The sequence below is a fragment of the Streptomyces sp. Y309 genome, from assembly GCF_056712025.1.
Map to the genome: position 1 here is coordinate 5,313,732 of NZ_CM160048.1, position 20,358 is coordinate 5,334,089.

Consider the following 20,358-nt stretch of genomic DNA (forward strand, 5'->3'; position numbering starts at 1 on the left):
TTTCACACGCGTCTCATTTCACGCGCGTCATGTGTATGCCTCCCGTCTCGGGTTCGTTCCAGCGACTCGCGCTTGCTCGCGGCTCCCGGCTCTCGTTTCCCAGTTCTCGGGTCTCGGTTCTCGACTGCGCCGCTCTCTCGCCGGTTCGCCCGCCCAGCAAGGCGTGAACTCCCCGCCTCGCCAGGCCTGTCATTCGCATGTCCGCGAAAGGACCCACACCACCATGACCAGCCAAACCCTCCACAGCGGTGTCCTGGACATCGCACGCCCGAGCACCGGCCGCACCGCCCCCAACGGGCACCTCCGCGTCGCCGGCTGCCTGCCCGGGCCGGGCGACCTCCTCGTCCCGGCCCCCCTGATCCGTCAACACGGCCTGCGCACCGGCGACTTCGTCGAGGGCACCTGCGGCGACAAGCCGCGCGTGCTCGCCACCATCGCCCGCGTCAACGGCCACGCGCCCCACAAGCCGGGCGCCCGCGCCGAGTTCGGCGACCTCACCCCGCTGCACCCGCGTGAGCGGCTGCGCCTGGAGTCGGCCGCCGGCTCCGTCGCCACCCGCGTCGTCGACCTCGTCTCGCCCGTCGGCAAGGGCCAGCGCGGCCTCATCGTCGCGCCGCCGCGCACCGGCAAGACCGTGCTGCTCCAGCAACTCGCCGCCGCCATCGCCGACAACCACCCCGAGTGCCACCTCATGGTCGTCCTGCTCGACGAACGCCCCGAGGAAGTCACCGAGATGCGCCGCTCCGTACGCGGCGAAGTCCTCGCCTCCACCTTCGACCGCGCCCCCAAGGCACACATCGCGCTCGCCGAACTCGCCGTCGAGCGCGCCAAGCGGCTCGTCGAGGAGGGCCGCGACGTAGTGATGCTCTTCGACTCGCTCACGCGGCTGTGCCGCGCGTACAACAACTCCGCCTCCTCCGGCGGCCGCACGCTCAGCGGCGGTGTCGACGCGGCCTCCGTACAGGGACCCAAGCGGCTCTTCGGCGCGGCCCGCCTCGCCGAAGAGGGCGGCTCCCTGACCATGCTCGCGACCGTCCTCGTCGAGACCGGATCACGCGCCGACGACTACTACTTCGAAGAGCTCAAGTCCACCGGCAACATGGAGCTACGCCTGGACCGCAGACTCGCCGACCGCCGGGTCTTCCCGGCCGTCGACGTCACACCCTCCGGCACACGCCGCGAGGAACTCCTCGTACCGGCCGCAGAGTTGACCGCCCTGCGCGGGCTGCGGCGCGCCCTGGAATTGCGGGACGTACGGGACGTACGGGACGGCAGCAGCGGCGTGGAAGTGCTGCTCGACCGCATCCGCCGGACGCCCAGCAACGCGGCGTTCCTGCGGCAGGTGCGGGAGACGGTGCCCGGGGCGGCGGCGCGGGACAGTGCGCTGGCGGCCTGAGCGGGCGTGGGCCCCGGCGGGCGCCCGTGTGGGTCTCACCGGTGGCGGCCCAGCGGTCTCACCGGCGCGTGATGTGCACCCGGTAGTTCCCGTCCAGGTCCGCCCCCGCGACCGTCACCCGCACCCCCGTGTCGCGGTCCCGGAACGTCTCGCCCGGGGTGTACGGCGCGTCCGACAGTTCGGCGTGGACGTTCGGGCTGCGGGTGCAGCCGCCGCTGTCGCGGGTGGAGTCGAAGACGGTGACCGGGCCGTGGCCGGTGTCGACGTCGGCGTCCACGCGGTAGATCAGGACGCCGGGGCGGCAGACCACCTCGTCGTTGCCGGCGCGGGTGCGCACCTCCACGGCGTAGCCGGTCTTCTTCGACAGCGGGATGAAGGCGAGCTTCGTGCCGCCGGTGCGGGCCAGCGGGGTGAGGAGATGTTCCGTGGTGCCGGACGTCGACGCGCAGTCGACCTGGGAGTCGTCGAGCCAGCCCAGCTTCCACTTGTGCCAGGCCAGCAGGTCGTTATTGGCGCCCCAGTCCTCGCTCATGATGTCCCAGTGGCCGACCGCGCCCCCGCCGTCCTGCGTGTACAGGTCGGGCAGGCCGAAGACGTGGCCGTTCTCGTGCGGGAGCACGCGGTAGCCGGTCTGGTCGTAGCTGCCCGAGCCGTCGTCCTGGCGGCTGTAGACGAACGACGCGTTGGAGATCGGCACGCCGTCGGCGACGGGCGCCTCGTGGTTGCCCGCGAACGTCACCGACAGGACGGTGTCGAGCGCGGAGGGGCCCGCGTTCGGGGTGATGAGGATGTTCACGAGGTCGTACGCCGCGAAGTCCACGTCGGGGTCGGCGGTGGCCACGATGTCGTCGACCAGCTCCCGGTAGCCGGGGTCGAAGGGGGCGCCGCGCTCTATGCCGTACTTCTTGAAGGGCTTCGGCATCCGCAGCCAGTCCTGGACGGGCGCCTCGGGGCGATAGTCGACGCGGCCGTAGGAGCTGGTGCGGAACCAGTCCGTGGTCTGCGGGAAGAACTCCCCGAGCCGGTCGAGCGCCCGGCCCTCGCCGGGGGCGTCGGAGAAGTCGACCATCAGGTTCAGGGCGCGGACCGTGCCGGTGGAGCGGGCGTAGCCGGGTCCGGTCGGGATGCCCTCCGACATCTGCACGCCCAGGCCACCGCCGATCATGCACCGGCCCAGCGCGGCCGACCTGGCCTGCGCGGTGGGACCGGCCGCCGACGGGGTCTCGTCCATGAGGCGTCCGGTGCTCGCGGAGGCGGCGGCGCCGAGCGCGAGGGCGGTGAGCGAGGCGAGGGCCGCGGTGCGCCGCGACATGCGCCGGGACGGGCGGCGGGGTGGGCTGGGCCGTTCGGCAGCGCCCCGGAGGGGCGCGGGGCTGTGTCGATATGCGGCTCCGCCGCGGGGCGCGACCAGCCACGACGGCGCCGCAGGCCATCGACGGCGGGGCGCGGCACTTCCGGCGGAGCGCACAGGCGCCGGGTCCGGGGGCGCCGACTCGCCCCGGTCCGGCTCTCCGCGGTGCGCCCAGGGGCGAGATATGCGCATGCGTGGGCCCTCCACTCCACGGCAGCCCCGGTCCTGGCTGCACCCTGTTCGATCACCCTGTGCCGGGGGGTGCGCGGGCGCTCGCTGAGCGCGACCGATCGTGGGTTTTCGCAGGTGGTCGGGGGGTGAGCCGCCAGTCGGGGGAGGGGGCGCGGGGCCCGCCCGCGGGGTCGGGTGCCGGGCGCACGGATGTTGTGATGCAGGTCACATGAGAGGCGGGAAATAACCGGGGATCATTTCCCCGTTTAGACCGGTGTCCGCGCGAAACGGGGATCCACTCCCCGGATCGCACACCTCAGTTCCCGCCGGTTCCCGCCTGTTGCGGCCGGTCCCCGCCCGGGAAATTCGTTGGACCCGCCACCGCGGGCCCTGCGAGTCTGAGGCCTTTGACCGCTTCGAGGAGAGTTCACCGTGGAAACCGCCACCGTCGCGCAGCGCCGTGCATCCCGCCCGCGGGCCGACGCTCTGCGCAACCGGGAGCGGATCGTCGCCGCCGCCCGCGAGATGTTCGTCGAGCAGGGCCCCGAGGTGCCGCTCGACGAGATCGCGCGCCGCGCCGGCGTCGGCAACGCCACGGTCTACCGCCACTTCGCCGACCGCGGCGAGCTGGTGCACCACGTCGTCCTCTCCGTCACCGACCGCGTCTCGGCCCTGGCCGACGAGGCGGTCGGCGCCGCCGAGGCCGACCCGGGTGCCGCCTTCGAGGCGCTGCGGGTCTTCGTCCACGCCGCGGTGGACGAGCGCATCGGCGCCCTGTGCCCGATCCTCTCCGAGGCCGTCGACCCCGACCATCCCGATCTGCACGCCGCCCGGATCCGGCTCGAAGACGCCGTGGAAGGGCTGATGGCGCGGGTGCGCGCCGCCGGGCAGCTGCGGACCGACATCGCCGTCGGAGATCTGATGGTCGCCCTCTCCCAACTGACCAGGCCGCTGCCCGGCGCCGGCTGCCTGCTGGACTTCGACCAGTTCGTCCACCGCCATCTGCAGCTGTTCCTCGACGGCCTGATGGCACCGGCGCGCTCCGAACTCCCGGGGCACGCCGCGACGTTGGAGGAGCTGCGTCGCGATCATGACGAGCAGAGGCCGCGGCGAACGCGGCACGGCGAGGAGGGCCTGGGTCAAAAGTAGGACCCGTCCTCGCGACCAGGGGCCCATGCGTACGCACGCCCATCAGGTGTCTCGTTTACCCCGTACTCACCTCTTTGTCTTCCTAGGTGGACCCACCCATGTCTCAGTCACCCGTCACTTCACTCGCTCCCGACCCAAAGCGCTGGAAGGCGCTCACCTTCATCGCCATCGCGCAGCTCATGGTGGTCCTCGACGCGACCATCGTGAACATCGCGCTGCCGTCCGCCCAGGAGGACCTCGGCATATCCGAGGGCAACAAGCAGTGGGTCATCACGGCCTACGCCCTGGCCTTCGGCGGTCTGCTCCTGTTCGGCGGCCGCATCGCCGACCTGTGGGGCCGTAAGCGCACCTTCGTGACCGGCCTCATCGGCTTCGCCGCGGCCTCCGCGCTCGGCGGTGCCGCGACCAGCGAGGCCATGATGCTCGGCGCCCGCGCGCTGCAGGGTGTGTTCGGCGCGCTGCTCGCGCCCGCCGCCCTGTCGCTGCTCGCGGTGATGTTCACCGAGGCCAAGGAGCGCGCCAAGGCGTTCGGCATCTACGGCGCGATCGCCGGTGGCGGTGGTGCCGTCGGCCTGATCCTCGGCGGCTTCCTCACCGAGTACCTGAACTGGCGCTGGACGTTCTTCGTGAACATCCCGTTCGCGATCATCGCCGCCGCCGGTGCGTACTTCGTGATCCGTGAGCCCTCCGAGGGCCGCAACCGCTCGCCGCTCGACATCCCCGGCGTGGTCCTGTCCACCCTCGGTCTGGTCGCGCTCGTGTACGGCTTCACGCGCGCCGAGTCCGACGGCTGGTCCGACGCCGTGACCGTGACGATGTTCGTCGCCTCCGTCGTGCTGCTCGCCGCGTTCGTCGTCACCGAGGCCAAGGTCAAGTCGCCGCTGCTCCCGCTGCGCGTCCTGACCGAGCGCAACCGCGGTGGCGTGTACCTCTCGCTCGGCCTCGCGATCATCGCGATGTTCGGCCTGTTCCTGTTCCTCACCTACTACCTGCAGATCGTCAAGGGCTTCTCGCCGGTCAAGACCGGCTTCGCGTTCCTGCCGATGATCTTCGGCATGATCGTGGGTTCGACGCAGATCGGCACCCGCCTGATGACCCGCGTCGCGCCGCGCCTGCTGATGGCGCCGGGCTTCCTGCTCGCCGCGGTCGGCATGCTGCTCCTGACCCAGCTCGAGGTCGACACCTCGTACGCCGGTCTGATCCTGCCCGCGCAGCTGATGCTGGGCCTCGGCATGGGTACGGCGTTCATGCCCGCCATGTCGCTGGCCACGCACGGTGTCGAGCCGCGTGATGCCGGTGTCGCCTCCGCGATGGTCAACACCTCGCAGCAGGTCGGCGGCGCCATCGGCACGGCCCTGCTGAACACCATCGCGGCCTCCGCGACCACCGCCTACATCACCGACCACGCGGCCTCCGCCACCTCTCCGGCGGCGCGGAAGCTGCTCGTGGCCGAGTCGATGGTGGAGGGCTACACCGCCGCCATCTGGTGGGCGGTCGGCATCCTGGTGGTGGCGTCGGCGATCGCCTTCGTCCTGGTCAACACCGGGGCCGACAGCGGCACTCCGGCGACCTCCGGCGACGGCGCCGAGGACGAGGTGAAGATCCCGGTCGTGGCGCACTGACGCCACGTACCCATCGGCCCGCCCCGGTCGCTGCTCTCTGCGGCAGCCGGGGCGGTACCGCGCCCCGTAAGGGGCGCGGGGCTGTATCGATATGCGGCTCCGCCGCGCGGGCGCGACCAGCCCCCACCGGCCCGCAGGATTAACACGGCACATCCAGCGAAGCGCTAACGCAGCCAGGGCAGATCCGCCCCCGCGTCCTTCGGCTGAAGTCCCTCGGCGACGATCCTCATGATCTCGCCGAGGGACTTCTGCTGTTCCGGGCTGAGCCGGTCGAAGAGGGCCTGGCGCACCGCGTGCACATGCCCCGGCGCGGTCTGGCGCAGCACCTCGAACCCCTCGTCCGTGAGGATCGCGAACTGCCCGCGCTTGTCCGTCGCGCAGTCCTCGCGCCGCACCCAGCCGCTCTTCTCCAGGCGCGCGATCGCGTGCGAGAGCCGGGACCGGGTGATCTTCGAGCTCTTCGCCAGCTCGGTCATCCGCAGCCGGCGGCGCGGCGCCGCGGACAGCTGGACGAGCAGGCCGTAGTAGACGTGCGGCATGCCCGCGTCGCGCTGGAGCTGGCGGTCGAGGAAGTCCTCGAGCAGCGTGGAGGCGTGCACATACGCCAGCCAGGTGCGCTGCTCCTCGTCATCGAGCCAGCGGGGCTCGGCGAAGTCCGCTGTCGCGGTGGATGGCGTGTCCATGTATTCCACTGTACGAGCCCTTCCTGTGACGCCCGAACCCGCCCGGAACTCGCTCAGAAGACGGGGTCGTTGAGCTCGACCGCGCGCAGGGCGGCGGCCCGGGCCCGCTGATCCCCGACGTCCAGGGCGGTGTCCGCGAACTTGACCGTGTGATCGTCCCCGTGCGCGGCGGCCCGCGCGAACACCTCGTCGAAGGTGCTGCTCGCTGCTTCCGCGTACGCCGCTTCGTACGTCTCCGGGGTCGCGGGCGCGTACGCCGCGGTGACCGCCGCACTCGCCGCCCAGGACGCGTCCAGGGAGGCGGGCCACAGCTCGCGGGGGAGCGCGGGCAGGGTGCGCAGGACGGCGTTGGAGGCGGTCGCGGCGTGCACGAGCATGATCGGCTCGCCGTGGCCGTACCCGGCATAGCGGTGCACGGCGGCGGCGACGAGCTCGGTGAGGCGGGCGCGGGCCGTGTCGGGGTCCGTGGCGCCGGGCGCCCGGTCCCCGCCGTTCGCGGGCCAGACCGGGACCGAGGCGAGCTGGGCGAAGCGGTCCGGGAGGCCGCCGGTCTGCTCCGGGATGCGCTCCACCGCGTCGAGCGCGGCGGCCGCGCCGGCCGACGGCGGCAGGGCGACGGGAGTGCGGGCGGGCAGCGGGGTGTGGCGGGCGGCCCAGTAGCCGAGGCCGTGCGCGAGCTCGGCGAGGCGGGGCGCGGTCTCGCCGCCGGGGCCGAGGAGCGTGCGCACCGCGTGGCCGACGCGGATGACCGGGTGCGTGGAGCCGCCCGCGATGCCGGGCAGGAGCACCGGCCACCAGGCGGCGAGCACGTCGCGCCAGGGCCGCTCGGCCACCTGGCGCTCGAAGTACGTGATCCAGTCCGCCGCGCGCCGCGGGTCACCGAGCGCCGCGCGCCAGTCGGCGTCCGTGACCGGCGCGTGGTGGGCGGGCATGTCCTCCAGCTTGGCGCGGTAGTAGTCGAGCCAGCGGTGCACCGAGCGGGCCTGGCCGCCGTGCACCAGGGCCTCGACGGCCATCGGCCCGTGGTTGGTGAGCCGCCCGAGCCGCTCGGGCCCGGAGGCGTGCAGCCGCTGAAGGGCTTCGTCGAGGATGCCGCTGGTGTCGAATCGGGTGCCGTCTGTGCCGCTCGTGCCGCTGGTGTCGTTCATGGCGGCACGTTAAGTGGGGGTTCGGGGCGGCCGTAACGGTCTGCGGGCCTAGTCCGCTGGCCCGAGGCCCTGCGTAGGGCCTGCTGCTGCGGGGTGCCCGAGCGGTCTCTCGTACCAGGCGACGTCCCAGTACCGCTGAAACTTCCTGCCGACTTCCGCGTACGTACCGACGTGCCGGAAACCGAAGCGCTCGTGCAGCCGCACCGAGGCCTCGTTGGGCAGCGCGATCCCCGCGTACGCGCGGTGCAGGTCCTCGCCCGCGAGCGCCTCGAAGAGCGCCTCGTACAGGAGCGTGCCGATGCCGCGGCCGCCCGCGTCCGGGGCGAGATAGACACTGACCTCGACGGAGGTCGCGTACGCGGGCTTCGGGCGGAGCGGGCTGGAGGTCGCGTACCCGAGAATGCCGGATTTGTCCCGCTGCGCAACCAACAGGCGATGCGGGCCGTCTTCTGGGTGGGAGAGCAGCCAAGGGCGGCGCTCTTCCGGCAGGAAAGGGACGGTGTCGAATGTGACGGCGGTCTCACGTACGTAGTGGTTGTAGATGTCGGTGAGGGGCCCGAGGTCGACCTCGGATCCCGGTCTGACCTGCACCTCTGTGCGTTCCGACAGCAATGGCCCTCCCTCTGTGGCGGCACAGGGTACTGCATGATCACAAAAACGGGCGTGCGGCTTGGGAATTCTGTCCGGATTCCAGTCGTTGTTTCCATCGGATGCAGGGCACCTGGGAGGGTGTGCCGTCCACCACAGGTCCGCACCAGGACCACAGGTCCATCCCCGGACCACAGGTCCACCGTTGGGCCGACCACCGAAGGTCCATGCCGGACCGACCAGTGACAACCACGCAAGGGAGCACGCATGGCAACCCGTGCCGTCGCCCGTCGTAAGTCCGCCGACACCGGCGAGACCGACGCGGCACGCAGTGTTCGCGCCGTAGGCGGCGAGATCGCCGATCGCGACCTGGTCGGCATGTACCTCGACGAGATCGCACGCACACCCCTGCTCGACGCCGCCAAGGAAGTCGAGCTGTCCCAGATCATCGAGGCGGGCGTCTATGCCCGGCAGATACTGGACGGCAAGGTGGAGCGGGACTCCGAAGCGTCCGCCGCGTCCGTGACCGCCTCGCGCGAGGAGCTCGAAGCCCTCGTCGCCGACGGCGAGCGCGCGAAGGACGTCTTCATCCGCTCGAACCTCCGCCTGGTCGTGGCGGTCGCCCGGCGCTATCCGCGCAGCGGCCTGCCCCTGCTCGACCTGATCCAGGAGGGCAACGCGGGCCTGGTCCGCGCCGTCGAGAAGTTCGACTACGCCAAGGGCTTCAAGTTCTCCACGTACGCGACGTGGTGGATCCGCCAGGCCATCACCCGCTCCATAGCGGACCAGTCGCGCACCATCCGCCTCCCCGTGCACCTCGTCGAGGAGCTCGGCCGCATCCGCCGCGTCCAGCGCGAGTTCAACCGCGAGCACGGCCGGGAGCCGGAGCCCACGGAGATCGCCGCCGAGCTGGCGTCCACGCCCGAGCGCGTGATCGACGTCCTGGACTGGGCCCGCGACCCGGTCTCGCTGAACATGGCCGTGGACGACCAGGGCGAGACCCAGTTCGGTGACCTCCTCGAGGACACCTCGGCCGTCTCCCCCGAGCAGTCCGTCCTCACGCTGCTGCGCAGCGAGGAGCTGGACGACCTCATCGGCCGCCTCGACCAGCGCACGGCCTCCATCATCAAGATGCGGTACGGCATCGACGACGGCCGTGAGCGCACGCTGACGGAGGTCGGCAAGCAGCACGGGCTCACGCGCGAGCGCATTCGCCAGATCGAGAAGCATGCGCTGCTCGAGCTGAAGAAGTTGGCTCGGGACACGGGCTTCGACGCGGCGGCCTAGGCCGGCCGGGTTCGCAGGGGGGCTGGGTGCCGGGTCCCCTTTGTTCCTGGGCGCGGCCCGGCGGGCGCATTCCGCCGCGCTACGCGCGCCGGCTTGCCCCACCCGCCCACCCGTGACGCCCAACATCAGGCTCGGGAGCTTCGCGTGCGGCCCGGTGGGGGTTTTCGCCGCGCTGCCGCGCGGCGTTCTCTCCCACCCGCCCCCCCCGTTTGCCCCCAACGTTCAGGTGCGGGAGCTTCGCGTGCGGCCCGGTGGGTGGTGTCCCCGCGCTGCGCGCGGGTTTCTCTCCCACCCGCCCACCCGTGACTACCCGCCCACCCATCACTGCCCCCACCGGCTTACCGCCCGCCCACCCGTGGCTGCCTGCCCGCCCATTACTGCCTGCCCGCCGGCTTGCTGCCCACCCACCGGCGGAGAGCCGCCGTGGTGCCCGTACCCCGGGCGGCGGTTGCCGCGGCGTCGGGCTTTCCGTCCGGCAGTAAACGGGCGGGCGGGTGGGGGCATCGCCGCGCGCAGCGCGGCGGAAACCCCCGCCGGCGGGCAGCCGGGGCTCAACCCGTGCCCGGGGCGGCAGCCCGGGTCAGGCGGAGGCCCAACTCCCGTACGCGAGCCACAAGTTCCTCAGGCCCGCGCACAGCGAACCCGCACTCGACCCAGATGAGCCGAGCAGCCACCCACTCCACGGGCTCGGTCACCGTCGCCCGAAGCCGGCACCGGTCGTCGCCCACGGGGACCAGTTCGCCGAGGGAGGCCGGCAGCCGCCCGCCGACCCGGTCCGGCGGAGCGTGGAATTCCACGTCCACCTCGTACGCCGAAGACTCCTGCGGCCGCGAAAGCACACTCCGCCGCACATACGCCTCCGCACTCCCACCCGGCAGCATCCGCGGAGCGAACCGCGCCCCCGTGGCGAACGGCTCCGACACCCGGTCCACCCGGAACGTGCGCCAGTCCTGCCGCTCCAGGTCGAACGCGACCAGGTACCAGCGCCGTCCCGTGGACACGAGGCGGTGCGGCTCGGTGAGACGCCGCGACGGAGTGCCGTCCTTCGCCTCGTAGGCGAACCGCAGCCGCTCGTGCGCGGCCGTCGCCGACGCCATCACCGTCAGCGTCTCCGGCGCGATCCGCGCCCCGTCCCCGCTGGCCAGCGACATCGTCGCGGCCCCGAGCGCGGACACCCGGTGCCGCAGCCGCGCCGGAAGCACCTGCTCCAGCTTGGCGAGCGCCCGCACGGACGCCTCCTCCACGCCGTCGACGGCGTGCCCGGCCCCGGCCCGCAGCCCCACCGCGATCGCCACCGCCTCCTCGTCGTCGAGGACCAGCGGCGGCATCGCCTTCCCGGCGACAAGCCGGTACCCCCCGCCCGCCCCCTGCGTCGCCTGCACCGGATACCCGAGCTCCCGCAGCCGGTCGACGTCCCGCCGCACGGTGCGACGGCTGACGCCGAGCCGCTCCGACAGCTCACCGCCGGGCCACTCGCGCGGCGTCTGCAACAGCGAGAGGAGCTGAAGCAGCCGCGCCGGTGTGTCCGTACTCATGAGGGGCCTCCCGCCACCGTGATCCCGAACCCGCGCCGGGCACCCGCGCCACCTCCGCGCCGGCCCGTGCTGGCCCGTGCCGGACCTGACTCCGACCTGACCCCAGGGTGCCGTACAACTAGGTCATGATCTGACCTATTGGGCTCCTAGCCTTACGGCATGACTTTTCCCAGCAGCACCCCTGCGTCACAGGGATCGGACCGGCGCCGCTGGTTCGCCCTCGCCATCGTGATGACCGCGGCCTTCATGGACCTCGTCGACGTGACGATCGTGAACATCGCGATCCCGTCCATCCGGCGGGACGAGGGCGCCACGTTCAGCCACATCCAGTGGATCACCGCGGGGTACGCGCTCGCGCTCGGCGCGGGCCTGATCACCGGCGGGCGGCTCGGCGACATCTACGGCCGCAAGAAGATATTCCTCGTCGGCATCACCGGCTTCACCGTCGCCTCCGCGCTCTGCGGCTTCGCGGCGAACCCGGACATGCTGGTGGCGTCCCGCATCCTGCAGGGCGCCATGGCCGCGCTGATGGTGCCGCAGGTCCTCTCGATCGTGCACGCCACCTTCCCGGCGCACGAACGCGGCAAGGTCTTCGGCCTGTTCGGCATGGTCGTCGGCCTCGGCGCGGTCTCGGGACCGCTGCTCGGCGCGCTCCTGACGGAGTGGAACCTCTTCGGCCTCGAATGGCGCCCGATCTTCCTCATCAACCTCCCGGTCGGCATCGCGGGCCTGCTCCTCGGCCGCAAGTTCATCGAGGAGTCCAAGGCACCCAAGGCCCTCAAGCTGGACCTGGTCGGCGTCGTCCTGGTCACGGCGGGCGCGCTGATGCTGCTCTACCCGCTGACGCGCGGGCGTGAGCTGGACTGGCCGGTGTGGGGGTACGTGATGATGGCGGGCGCGCTCGTCGTCTTCGGCGCCCTCGTGGCGTACGAGAAGCACAAGGCCAAGAAGGACGGTTCACCGCTCATCGAGCTGTCGCTGTTCAAGGTGAAGAGCTTCGCCGGCGGCATCGCCGTACAGACCGTGTTCGGTGTCTCGCTCGGCATCTTCTTCCTGGTCTGGACGATGTACATGCAGGTCGGCCTCGGCTGGAGCGCGCTGCGCGCCGGCGTGACGGGCGTGCCCTTCTCCATCGCGGTGTCCGCCGCGGCCGGGCTCTCCGTGCAGCAGCTGGTGCCGCGGTTCGGCCGCAAGGTGCTGCAGGCCGGTGCGCTGACCATGGCGGCGGGTGTCCTCATCTACATCTGGGAGGCCGACCGGTACGGCGCCGGGATCGCGTCCTGGCAGATGGCGCTTCCGCTGGTCGTCATGGGCCTCGGCATGGGCCTGATCGTGGCACCCATCACGGACGCGGTGCTCTCCGAGGTGCCGCGCGAGCACGCCGGTTCGGCGTCCGGCCTCATCAACACCGTCCAGCAGATGGGCAACGCGTTCGGCCTCGGCCTGGTGTCCGTCGTCTTCTACGGCGTCATCGACGAAAAGGTGACCCGGGACCGGATCCCGGCCGAGTACATCAACGGCTTCCAGCACGCGCTGTGGTGGGTCGTGGCGGTCCTCGTCGTCATCTTCCTCCTGATGCTGACCCTCCCGAAGCGGCCGAAGCTGCACATCGAGGGAGCGGAGGCCTCCGGCCCGGAATCGGGTGCCTCCGCCGAGGACGCCGAGGACGCCGTGAAGTCCCGCGAGCCCGCGCTGACGCCCTGAACCCCCGTCGCTCAGCGACGAACAGCCCCACCCACCTACCCGGTGGGTGGGGTTTCGCTTTGCCCCGGCGGACGGCCGAGCCGCTCCTACCCCTGTGGGCGGCCGGGCCGCTCTTCTCTGCCCTGTGGGCGGCTGGGCCGCCAGGGGCGGCACGGGCGGGCACAGCCCAGGCCGACGGCGCCCGTCACGCCTGGGGTACCCCGTCCCACCTCCAGGGGGCCCCAGGCCCACCCGCACAGGACCGAAAGCCCGAATGTGCCCACCTGGTGCCCGAGTATGTTTACTTCCTGGAAATGGAGACGTACGCTCCGGGGTAACCCACACACCCGGGCAAAAAGCAGGAGGCCCCCAGCCATGTACGGCCCAGAGCGCCAGCAGGAAATCCTGCGCCTCGCCCGCGAGGGAGGACGCGTGGACGTCCTCTCCCTCGCCGCCGAGTTCCAGGTCACCGCGGAAACCATCCGCCGCGACCTGAAGGCCCTGGACCGCGCGGGCCTGCTGCGCCGGGTGCACGGCGGCGCCATCCCGGTCGGCAGCCTGGCCTTCGAGCCCGACCTCGCCGAACGCGAGGCGACGGCCGCGGACGAGAAGGACCGCATCGCCCGCGCGGCCCTCGCCGAGCTTCCCGCCGAAGGCAGCGTCATCCTCGACGCGGGCTCCACGGTGGCCCGCCTGGCCGCCGCCCTCCCGCTGGAGGCGGAGCTGACGGCCGTCACGCACAGCCTCCCCACCGCGGCCCGCCTCGCCGACCACCCCGGCATCCAGCTCCACCTGGTCGGCGGCCGCGTCAGGCCCCGCACGCGCGCCGCCGTGGACGCCTGGTCCCTGCGCGCCTACGGCGAGATCCGCGCCGACGTCCTCTTCCTCGCCGCCAACGGCTTCTCCGCCGCCCACGGCCTGACCACCCCCGACCTGGCCGAGGCCGCCGTCAAGCGCGCCGCCGTCGCCGCCGCCCGCCGCGTCGTCCTGCTCGCCGACTCCGGCAAGCACGGCCAGGAGCACTTCGCCCGCTTCGGCGACCTCGCCGACGTGGACCTGCTCATCACGGACACCGGCCTGAGCCCGGCCGACGCCGCCGCCATCGAGAAGGCGGGCCCGGAGGTCGTACGCGCATGACCACCCGCGAAGCACCAGAAGGCGCCGCCGACAAAGCGGCACAAGGCACCGCACCTGCAGCAGCCGAAGCAGCACCAGAAGGCACCGCCCGCATGATCCTCACCGTCACCCCCAACCCCTCCCTCGACCGCACCTACGAGGTCCCCGCCCTCGACCGCGGCGAGGTCATCCGCGCCACCGGCGACCGCATGGACCCCGGCGGCAAGGGCGTGAACGTCTCCCGCGCCGCCGCCGCCGCGGGCGTGCGCACCCTCGCCGTCCTCCCGCTCGGCGGCGCCCCCGGCGCCCTCGTCGCCCAACTCCTCGACGAGCAGGGCATCGAGGTCGCCCCCGTCCGCGTATCGGGCCAGACCCGCTCGAACATCTCCGTCGCCGAACCGGACGGCACCCTCACGAAGATCAACGCCCCGGGCCCCGAACTGACCCCCGACGAGCGGGAGTCGCTGCTCACCACCATCGGGGACAAGTCGCCGGGCGCCGACTGGATCGCCTGCTGCGGCAGCCTCCCGCGCGGCCTCGCCCCCTTCTGGTACGCGGACCTCGTCGCCCGCTGCCACGCCGCAGGCGCCCGGATCGCCCTCGACACCTCAGGGCCGGCCCTGCTCGCCGCCCTCGCCGAGCGCCCCGACGTCGTCAAGCCCAACGCCGAGGAGCTGGCCGAGGCCGTCGGCCGCCCCCTCGCCACCGTCGGCGACGCCGTCAAGGCCGCCGAAGAACTGCGGGAGTCGGGCGCCCGCGCCGTCCTCGCCAGCCTCGGCGCCGACGGCCAGCTCCTCGTCGACGACTCCGGTACGTACTTCGGACACGCCCGCGTCGACGTCGTACGCAGCAACGTCGGCGCCGGCGACAGCTCCCTGGCCGGCTTCCTGATCGCGGGCGGCAGCGGCCCCGCCGCCCTCGCCTCGGCCGTGGCGCACGGCGCCGCCGCGGTCCGGCTCCCCGGGAGCGCCATGCCCACGCCGTCCGACCTGTCCCCGGACGCCGTCACCGTCACGTCCGACGTCCCCCTGGACCGCGCCCTGACGGAACCCGCCCCATGACCCCCGTCCCCCTCCCCATCCCCGCCCTCATCCCCACCCCCCCCGGGGATACGCGTGCGAAGGAGCCCGCGATGAGCGAGAACAACGCCATGATCACCGCGGACCTGGTCGACCTCGAACTCGACCGGTCCGCCGACACCAAGGAAGCCGCGGCCCGCGCGCTCGCCACCCGCATGGTGACCCTCGGCCGCGTGACCGACCTCGACGGCTTCCTCGCCGACGTGGCCGCCCGCGAGGCCCAGATGCCGACGGGCCTCGACGGCGGCATCGGCATCCCGCACTGCCGCAGTGAACACGTGACGGAACCGACCCTGGCCTTCGGCCGCTCCGCCACCGGCATCGACTTCGGCGCCCCCGACGGCCCCGCCGACCTCATCTTCCTCATCGCAGCCCCCACAGGCGCAGACGACGCCCACCTCACCATCCTGTCGTCACTGGCCCGCCAGTTGATGAACGCAGAGTTCACGACTGCGTTGCGCGAGGCTCCCGACGCGGAGTCGGCGGCGACCTTGATCCGAGGCGAGGAGCCCCCGCCCTCTACCCAGGCGGACGACGCCGCTTCCGCTCCCGCTCCCGCTGTGGGCAGCGACGCCGACGGCGCCCCGACACCCACCGCAACCGCTGTGGGCATCAGTTCCGCTGGGGCGGAACGGGTGGGCACAGCCCCCGGTTCCGGCCAGCCGGACTCCAACGCAGAGAAGCCGACCCCGGCCTCAACCCAGCCCTTCCGCATAGTGGCCGTCACCTCCTGCCCCACGGGCATCGCCCACACGTACATGGCAGCTGAGTCCTTGGAGAACGCAGCCCGCGAGCAGGGCGTAGAGCTGACGGTCGAAACCCAGGGCTCCGCAGGCTTCACCCGCCTGGACCCGGCGGCCATCGAAGCGGCGGACGCAGTCGTGTTCGCCCACGACGTCCCCGTAAGGGACAAGCCCCGCTTCGCGGGCAAGCCCACCGTCGACGTAGGCGTAAAGGCAGCCATCAACCGCCCCGCCCAACTCATCGCGGAAGCAAGGGAGAAGGCGGCCCGCGGCGAGGTCACCACCCCGGCGAACCCGACCCCGGTCGACAACACAGGGGACAGCGGCGACAGCTACGGCACGAAGCTGCGCAAGTGGCTGATGTCGGGCGTGAGTTACATGGTTCCCTTCGTGGCGGCCGGCGGCCTCCTCATAGCCCTCGGCTTCGCCATCGGCGGCTGGAAGATCGACAAGGCCCCCTCGGTCGCGGAGCACTTCATCTGGACCGACCACACGAGCTGGGCGGCCCTCCTCTTCCAGATCGGCGGCCTCGCCTTCGCCTTCCTGGTCCCGGTCCTCGCGGGCTACATCGCGTACGGCATGGCCGACCGCCCCGGCCTCGTCCCCGGATTCGTCGGCGGCTCGGTCGCCGTCACCATCGACGCGGGCTTCCTCGGCGGCCTCGCCGCCGGTCTGCTCGCGGGCGGGGTGGTCCTGGGGATCCAACGGGTCCGCATCCCGGCCGTGCTGCGCGGCATCATGCCGGTGGTGGTGATCCCGCTGATCTCCTCGGCGGTCGTCGGCTTCCTGATGTTCCTCGTCGTCGGCAAGCCCATCGCCTCGCTGCAGAGCGCGCTGACCGACTGGCTGGAGGGCCTGACCGGCGCCAACGCGATCATCCTCGGCGTCATCCTCGGCCTGATGATGTGCTTCGACCTCGGCGGCCCGCTCAACAAGGTCGCGTACGCCTTCGCGGTCGGCGGACTCGCCCACCCGACGGACGGCTCGCTCAAGGTCATGGCCGCGGTGATGGCGGCGGGCATGGTCCCGCCCCTTGCCATGGCCCTCGCCACCACCGTACGAGGACGTCTGTTCACCAAGACCGAGCGCGAGAACGGCAAGGCGGCCTGGTTCCTCGGCGCCTCGTTCATCACGGAGGGCGCGATCCCGTTCGCCGCCGCCGACCCGCTGCGCGTCATCCCCGCCTCGATGGCGGGCGGCGCGGTCACCGGCGCCCTGTCGATGGCGTTCGGCTGCACCCTGCGCGCCCCGCACGGCGGCGTGTTCGTGGTCCCGCTGATCGGGCAGCCGCTGCTCTACCTGGTCGCGATCGCCGCCGGTGTCTGTGTGTCGACGGGCGTGGTCGTGCTGCTCAAGGGCGCGCGGAAGACGGCAGGTCCGGCCGGGGAGAGCGACACGGCGGCCTCGACGGCGGACGAGGCCCGGGTGCCGGTGGCCGCCTGAGGGAGCCGAGTGGCCGACGGAACGGCTCGCGTCCCGGGTGCGGACGCGGGCCGGACCCGGGCCGGATCCCGGGGTGTGAAGGGCCCGCCCGTACAGGCGTGCCCTTCACGCATTCCCGGACGTCCCCGGCGTAGGCATACTGCTGGTACTGCGGTCCGAACCCGGGCACGGGCATCCGGCGGGGGCCATCGTGAGCCACCTTCAGCAGAGTCACCTCAGCAGCCTGCTCGACATGGTCGGCCGGCTCACCGAGCAGGCACGGGCCGGTCTGGAGCAGGACAGCGAGACGGCGGGCGTCTTCCTCGCGGTCTACTCCGGCTTCCTCATCGAGACCGGCACGGGCATCCGCTGGATCCTCGAACCCGACCTGATCGAGCACGCCACCGACGTGATACGCGGCCACGCCCCCGGCGCCGGCCCCGCGCGCACCGACCTCGCCGCCCGGCTGCTCGCGACCCTGTGGGCCAGTTGCGTCCTCGCGGGCGTCGACACGGAGGACTGGGCGCGCGAGGCACCCGAACTGCCCGCGATCTGTGTCCGGATGGCGGGTTTGCTCACCGGCGAACGCGACGGCGCCCCGGACGGCCGCGATGGCCGCGATGCCAGCGATGCCCGCGACGGCCGCGGCGGTCCTGGCGGTTGGGCGACCATGTGGCAGGAACGGCACGACGCCGCCCGGGAGGACGGGGACGGCGACGTACGCGGCGACTGAGGCCACGTACACGGCGGCGACGTGGCTTACGTAGGCGGCGGCTGACAAGTGCGAGATGCGTCACTTCAGGACCAAAGGCCCATTAACACCTCTGTTGTAGATCTGGCCGCTGTTGTCTACTGACCGCATGTTCCAGGGTGCTTCGATCGTTCAGCAGACAGGCGTGGCCCTGCTCGCCGGGGTGACCGTCGTCTGGGCCGTCACATTCCTGCACGTGCAGCGCCGCCGCGCGGCCGAACTCGCCGCGCCGAGCGGCCCGTCACCGCGTTCGCTGCGTGCACTGCGTTCGCTGCCGGGCCAGTCCGGGCCGCCACGCGCGGAGTCCGTCGAACTGACGGCGCACGAGCGCGCAGCGTTCGCCGGTCTGGTACGGCAATTCGGCCGGGGCCGTCCGTAGCGCACGGCCGGGCCTGGCGGGCCGAGCGGCGGAGCCTGGTGAACTAGCGGGCCCTGGTCGCGGGATACGTCCGCGCCCGGCGCGCCATCGCCGCCCGCGCCGCGTGCTCGCTCGTGTACACCTCGCACATGTGCCTGCCGTCGGCCGTCGCCGTGTGCTCGACCTCCCAGAGGCTGACCTCTGAGCCGTCGAACAGCAGGAACGCGTGCTCGTACAGCGAGAAGCCGAGCCGGGTCTCGCCGCTGAGGCCGGTGCGGCCGAAGGCCTGCGTGATCTGGTGGGCGAACGCCGAACGCAGCAGGCGGGCCATGTCGTCGCCGGGGTGGTCCGCGCCGGCCGGGTTCTCCGCGCGGCGCAGCAGGCGGCGGGCGTGGTCGGCGGAGTCGTCCGGCACGTAGGTGTGCCGCGGCTCGTGGGCGGGGAGCGGATGCAGGACGACGGGCGCTTCGTCCGCGGGTGTGTCCGGCGGCAGCGGCAGGCGGGCGGTGGCGATGCCGGCCTCCTCCTCGTCGAGATAGAGCTCGTACTGAACGGCGCTGCCGGGGCCGGTGTTGTGCGCGAGCTCCCAGAGGGTGAGCACCTGGCCGTCGGCGAGCAGCCAGGTGTGGCGGTACGTCTCGCGGTGCAGGCCCGCGCTGTGGTGCGCGGAGTGCAGCGAGCTGTCGTACGCGAGGGCGCGCTCCAGGCTCCGGATCGCCTCGTCCGGCAGGTCGAAGGAGTTCAGGGCGCGGCTGAGCAGTCGCTCGAGGTGCTCCTCGGGGGAGGAGGGCTCGGGCGACTCGGGTGGTTCGTACGCTGTCTGGTACGGAACGCTCACGGATACTCCCGGATGCTTCCGGCGTTGCTGCATGTCACCTTGTGCGTGCATACCGTAGCCCCTGGGTCGGACATCATGTCCGGGAACCGGAAAACGATCGGGCCGCACGGCAAGTTCCCGTGCGGCCCGCGCCGTTGGTGCTCCTGCGGTGCTTCCGGTCAGACGGCGCTGCCCGCCGTCCACTGGCTCCAGGACATGTTCCAGCCGTTCAGGCCGTTGTCCGGGGCGATGGTCTTGTCCGGCGAGCCCTTGACCGTCACGACGTCCCCGACGAGGGAGTTGTCGTAGAACCACTTGCCCAGGGTGTCGCCCTGCGCGCCCTGGACGTCCTGCAGTCCTACGCATCCGTGGCTGGTGTTGGCGCTGCCGAAGATGGAGGGGGAGCTCCAGTAGTTGCCATGGATGAAGGTGCCGGACGTCGAAAGACGCATGGCGTGCGGTACGTCCTTGATGTCGTACTCACCGCCGAAGCCGACCGTCGAGCCGTTCATCCGCGTCTGCGTGAACTTCTCCGAGATCACCATCTGCCCGTTGTACGTGGGGTTCTCGGCGCTGCCCGCGGAGATCGGCACGGTCTTGATGACCTTGCCGTCCCGCTCGACCGTCATCTTCTTGGCCTTCACGTCGACGGTGGAGACCTGCGAGCGGCCGACGGTGAACGTGACGGTCTTGTCCTGCACTCCGGTCGCGTTCGCCGCGCCCTTCACGCCGTCCAGCTCGATCTTCATGGTGACCTTGGAGCCGGCCTTCCAGTACTCCTGCGGCCTGAAGTCCAGGCGCTGGTTGCCGAACCAGTGGCCGACGACCTTCTGGCCGCTGCTGGAGCTGACCGTGATGTGCGACTGTACGGCCTTCTTGTCGGTGATCGCCTTGTCGAAGGTGAACGACACCGGCATGCCCGCGCCCACCGTGGCACCGCCGTCGGGCGTGTACGTCCCGATGAAGCTGTTGGCGTCCGACACCGTCGTGAACGTCGCGTTCTCCGTGGCCGGGCGGCCCTCGGAGTCCTTGGCGTTCGCGGTGACCTTGTACTTGGTGCCGCGCTCGAGCTGGGCCTTGGGCTTCCACGTACCACCGTCGGCGGAGATCGACCCCTCGACCGCGGAGCCGGACGCCACGTCCGTCATCTTCACGCTCGTGAGCTTGCCGCCCTTGACCTTCACGCCGGTGGCGTTGATCGAGGCGTCGGTCGCGCCGTCCTTGGAGGAGATGGCTATCCGCGCGCCGGACGCGTCCTTGGAGGTCCCGGACTTCTTGTCGTCCTTGGCGTCGGCGTCACCGCCGCAGGCCGTGAGGGTCAGCGCGCCGACGGCCGCGAGCGCGGCTGTCACCAACAGGGCCCGCCGACGGCGACGGGGCTGAGGCTGAGCTGCTATGTCCGGCGTTGTCACGAGCTGCTCCAAGGTGCGTCGTCTGGTCCAGTACGGGTAAAGAGCGG

Annotated in this window: 17 protein-coding genes; 10 read left to right on the plus strand and 7 right to left on the minus strand. The window is 71.9% G+C overall.

Features of this window, described 5'->3' with window-relative positions; all coding sequences use genetic code 11:
- Positions 1-223 precede the first annotated feature (223 nt).
- Positions 224-1,396: a transcription termination factor Rho gene (rho, locus tag AC0KTA_RS21700; protein ID WP_481049882.1), complete on the plus strand. Its 1,173-nt coding sequence runs from the start codon at positions 224-226 to the stop codon at positions 1,394-1,396.
- A 58-nt stretch (positions 1,397-1,454) separates the two neighbouring features.
- On the opposite strand, the gene AC0KTA_RS21705 is transcribed toward rho, so the two are convergent.
- Positions 1,455-2,708 carry a M6 family metalloprotease domain-containing protein gene (locus AC0KTA_RS21705; RefSeq protein WP_481049883.1) on the minus strand — a complete coding sequence of 418 codons (1,254 nt, stop codon included), beginning with the start codon at positions 2,706-2,708 and terminating at the stop codon, positions 1,455-1,457.
- Positions 2,709-3,350: 642 nt separating this feature from the next.
- Between AC0KTA_RS21705 and AC0KTA_RS21710 the strand changes: the two genes are divergently transcribed.
- Complete coding sequence (locus AC0KTA_RS21710; RefSeq protein WP_481049884.1) at positions 3,351-4,067, plus strand: TetR/AcrR family transcriptional regulator; 717 nt, start codon at positions 3,351-3,353, stop codon at positions 4,065-4,067.
- 98 nt (positions 4,068-4,165) lie between these two features.
- Positions 4,166-5,689 (plus strand): MFS transporter, encoded by a 1,524-nt coding sequence (locus AC0KTA_RS21715; protein WP_481049885.1) that lies wholly within the window; start codon positions 4,166-4,168, stop codon positions 5,687-5,689.
- Between the two features lie 164 nt (positions 5,690-5,853).
- On the opposite strand, the gene AC0KTA_RS21720 is transcribed toward AC0KTA_RS21715, so the two are convergent.
- The 3 genes from AC0KTA_RS21720 to AC0KTA_RS21730 are packed head-to-tail and all read right to left on the minus strand — an operon-like array spanning position 5,854 to position 8,132.
- On the minus strand, positions 5,854-6,372 hold the full coding sequence (locus AC0KTA_RS21720; RefSeq protein ID WP_481049886.1) for a MarR family winged helix-turn-helix transcriptional regulator: 519 nt from the start codon (positions 6,370-6,372) through the stop codon (positions 5,854-5,856).
- A gap of 53 nt (positions 6,373-6,425) precedes the next feature.
- Entirely contained in the window at positions 6,426-7,520 is a 1,095-nt protein-coding gene (locus tag AC0KTA_RS21725) for a questin oxidase family protein (protein ID WP_481049887.1), read from the minus strand.
- 48 nt (positions 7,521-7,568) lie between these two features.
- Positions 7,569-8,132, minus strand: a complete 564-nt coding sequence (locus tag AC0KTA_RS21730) for an N-acetyltransferase family protein (protein ID WP_481049888.1) — start codon at positions 8,130-8,132, stop codon at positions 7,569-7,571.
- A 243-nt stretch (positions 8,133-8,375) separates the two neighbouring features.
- Here AC0KTA_RS21730 and AC0KTA_RS21735 point away from each other — a divergent pair, with 243 nt between their 5' ends.
- Entirely contained in the window at positions 8,376-9,395 is a 1,020-nt protein-coding gene (locus AC0KTA_RS21735; protein ID WP_481049889.1) for a sigma-70 family RNA polymerase sigma factor, read from the plus strand.
- A 551-nt stretch (positions 9,396-9,946) separates the two neighbouring features.
- Here AC0KTA_RS21735 and AC0KTA_RS21740 read toward each other — a convergent pair.
- Positions 9,947-10,930: a helix-turn-helix transcriptional regulator gene (locus AC0KTA_RS21740; RefSeq protein WP_481049890.1), complete on the minus strand. Its 984-nt coding sequence runs from the start codon at positions 10,928-10,930 to the stop codon at positions 9,947-9,949.
- 159 nt (positions 10,931-11,089) lie between these two features.
- Here AC0KTA_RS21740 and AC0KTA_RS21745 point away from each other — a divergent pair, with 159 nt between their 5' ends.
- From AC0KTA_RS21745 to AC0KTA_RS21770, 6 genes are all read left to right on the plus strand, one after another.
- A complete protein-coding gene (locus AC0KTA_RS21745; RefSeq protein WP_481049891.1) occupies positions 11,090-12,634 on the plus strand; it encodes an MFS transporter in 1,545 nt (514 codons plus the stop codon).
- Between the two features lie 354 nt (positions 12,635-12,988).
- On the plus strand, positions 12,989-13,750 hold the full coding sequence (locus AC0KTA_RS21750) for a DeoR/GlpR family DNA-binding transcription regulator (RefSeq protein ID WP_481049892.1): 762 nt from the start codon (positions 12,989-12,991) through the stop codon (positions 13,748-13,750).
- A 92-nt stretch (positions 13,751-13,842) separates the two neighbouring features.
- The gene (pfkB, locus tag AC0KTA_RS21755; protein WP_481056513.1) at positions 13,843-14,790 is read left to right on the plus strand and encodes a 1-phosphofructokinase; all 948 of its coding nucleotides are present in this window, start codon (positions 13,843-13,845) and stop codon (positions 14,788-14,790) included.
- Positions 14,791-14,861: 71 nt separating this feature from the next.
- Positions 14,862-16,994, plus strand: coding sequence for a PTS fructose transporter subunit IIABC (locus AC0KTA_RS21760; RefSeq protein WP_481049893.1), 2,133 nt, complete (start codon positions 14,862-14,864; stop codon positions 16,992-16,994).
- A 190-nt stretch (positions 16,995-17,184) separates the two neighbouring features.
- Entirely contained in the window at positions 17,185-17,706 is a 522-nt protein-coding gene (locus tag AC0KTA_RS21765; RefSeq protein ID WP_481049894.1) for a hypothetical protein, read from the plus strand.
- A 127-nt stretch (positions 17,707-17,833) separates the two neighbouring features.
- Positions 17,834-18,103: a hypothetical protein gene (locus AC0KTA_RS21770; protein ID WP_481049895.1), complete on the plus strand. Its 270-nt coding sequence runs from the start codon at positions 17,834-17,836 to the stop codon at positions 18,101-18,103.
- A gap of 43 nt (positions 18,104-18,146) precedes the next feature.
- Here the strand turns inward: AC0KTA_RS21770 and AC0KTA_RS21775 are convergent, their stop codons facing one another.
- The gene (locus AC0KTA_RS21775) at positions 18,147-18,920 is read right to left on the minus strand and encodes a DUF6227 family protein (RefSeq protein WP_481049896.1); all 774 of its coding nucleotides are present in this window, start codon (positions 18,918-18,920) and stop codon (positions 18,147-18,149) included.
- A gap of 158 nt (positions 18,921-19,078) precedes the next feature.
- A complete protein-coding gene (locus tag AC0KTA_RS21780; protein ID WP_481049897.1) occupies positions 19,079-20,311 on the minus strand; it encodes a L,D-transpeptidase in 1,233 nt (410 codons plus the stop codon).
- Positions 20,312-20,358: the final 47 nt, after the last annotated feature.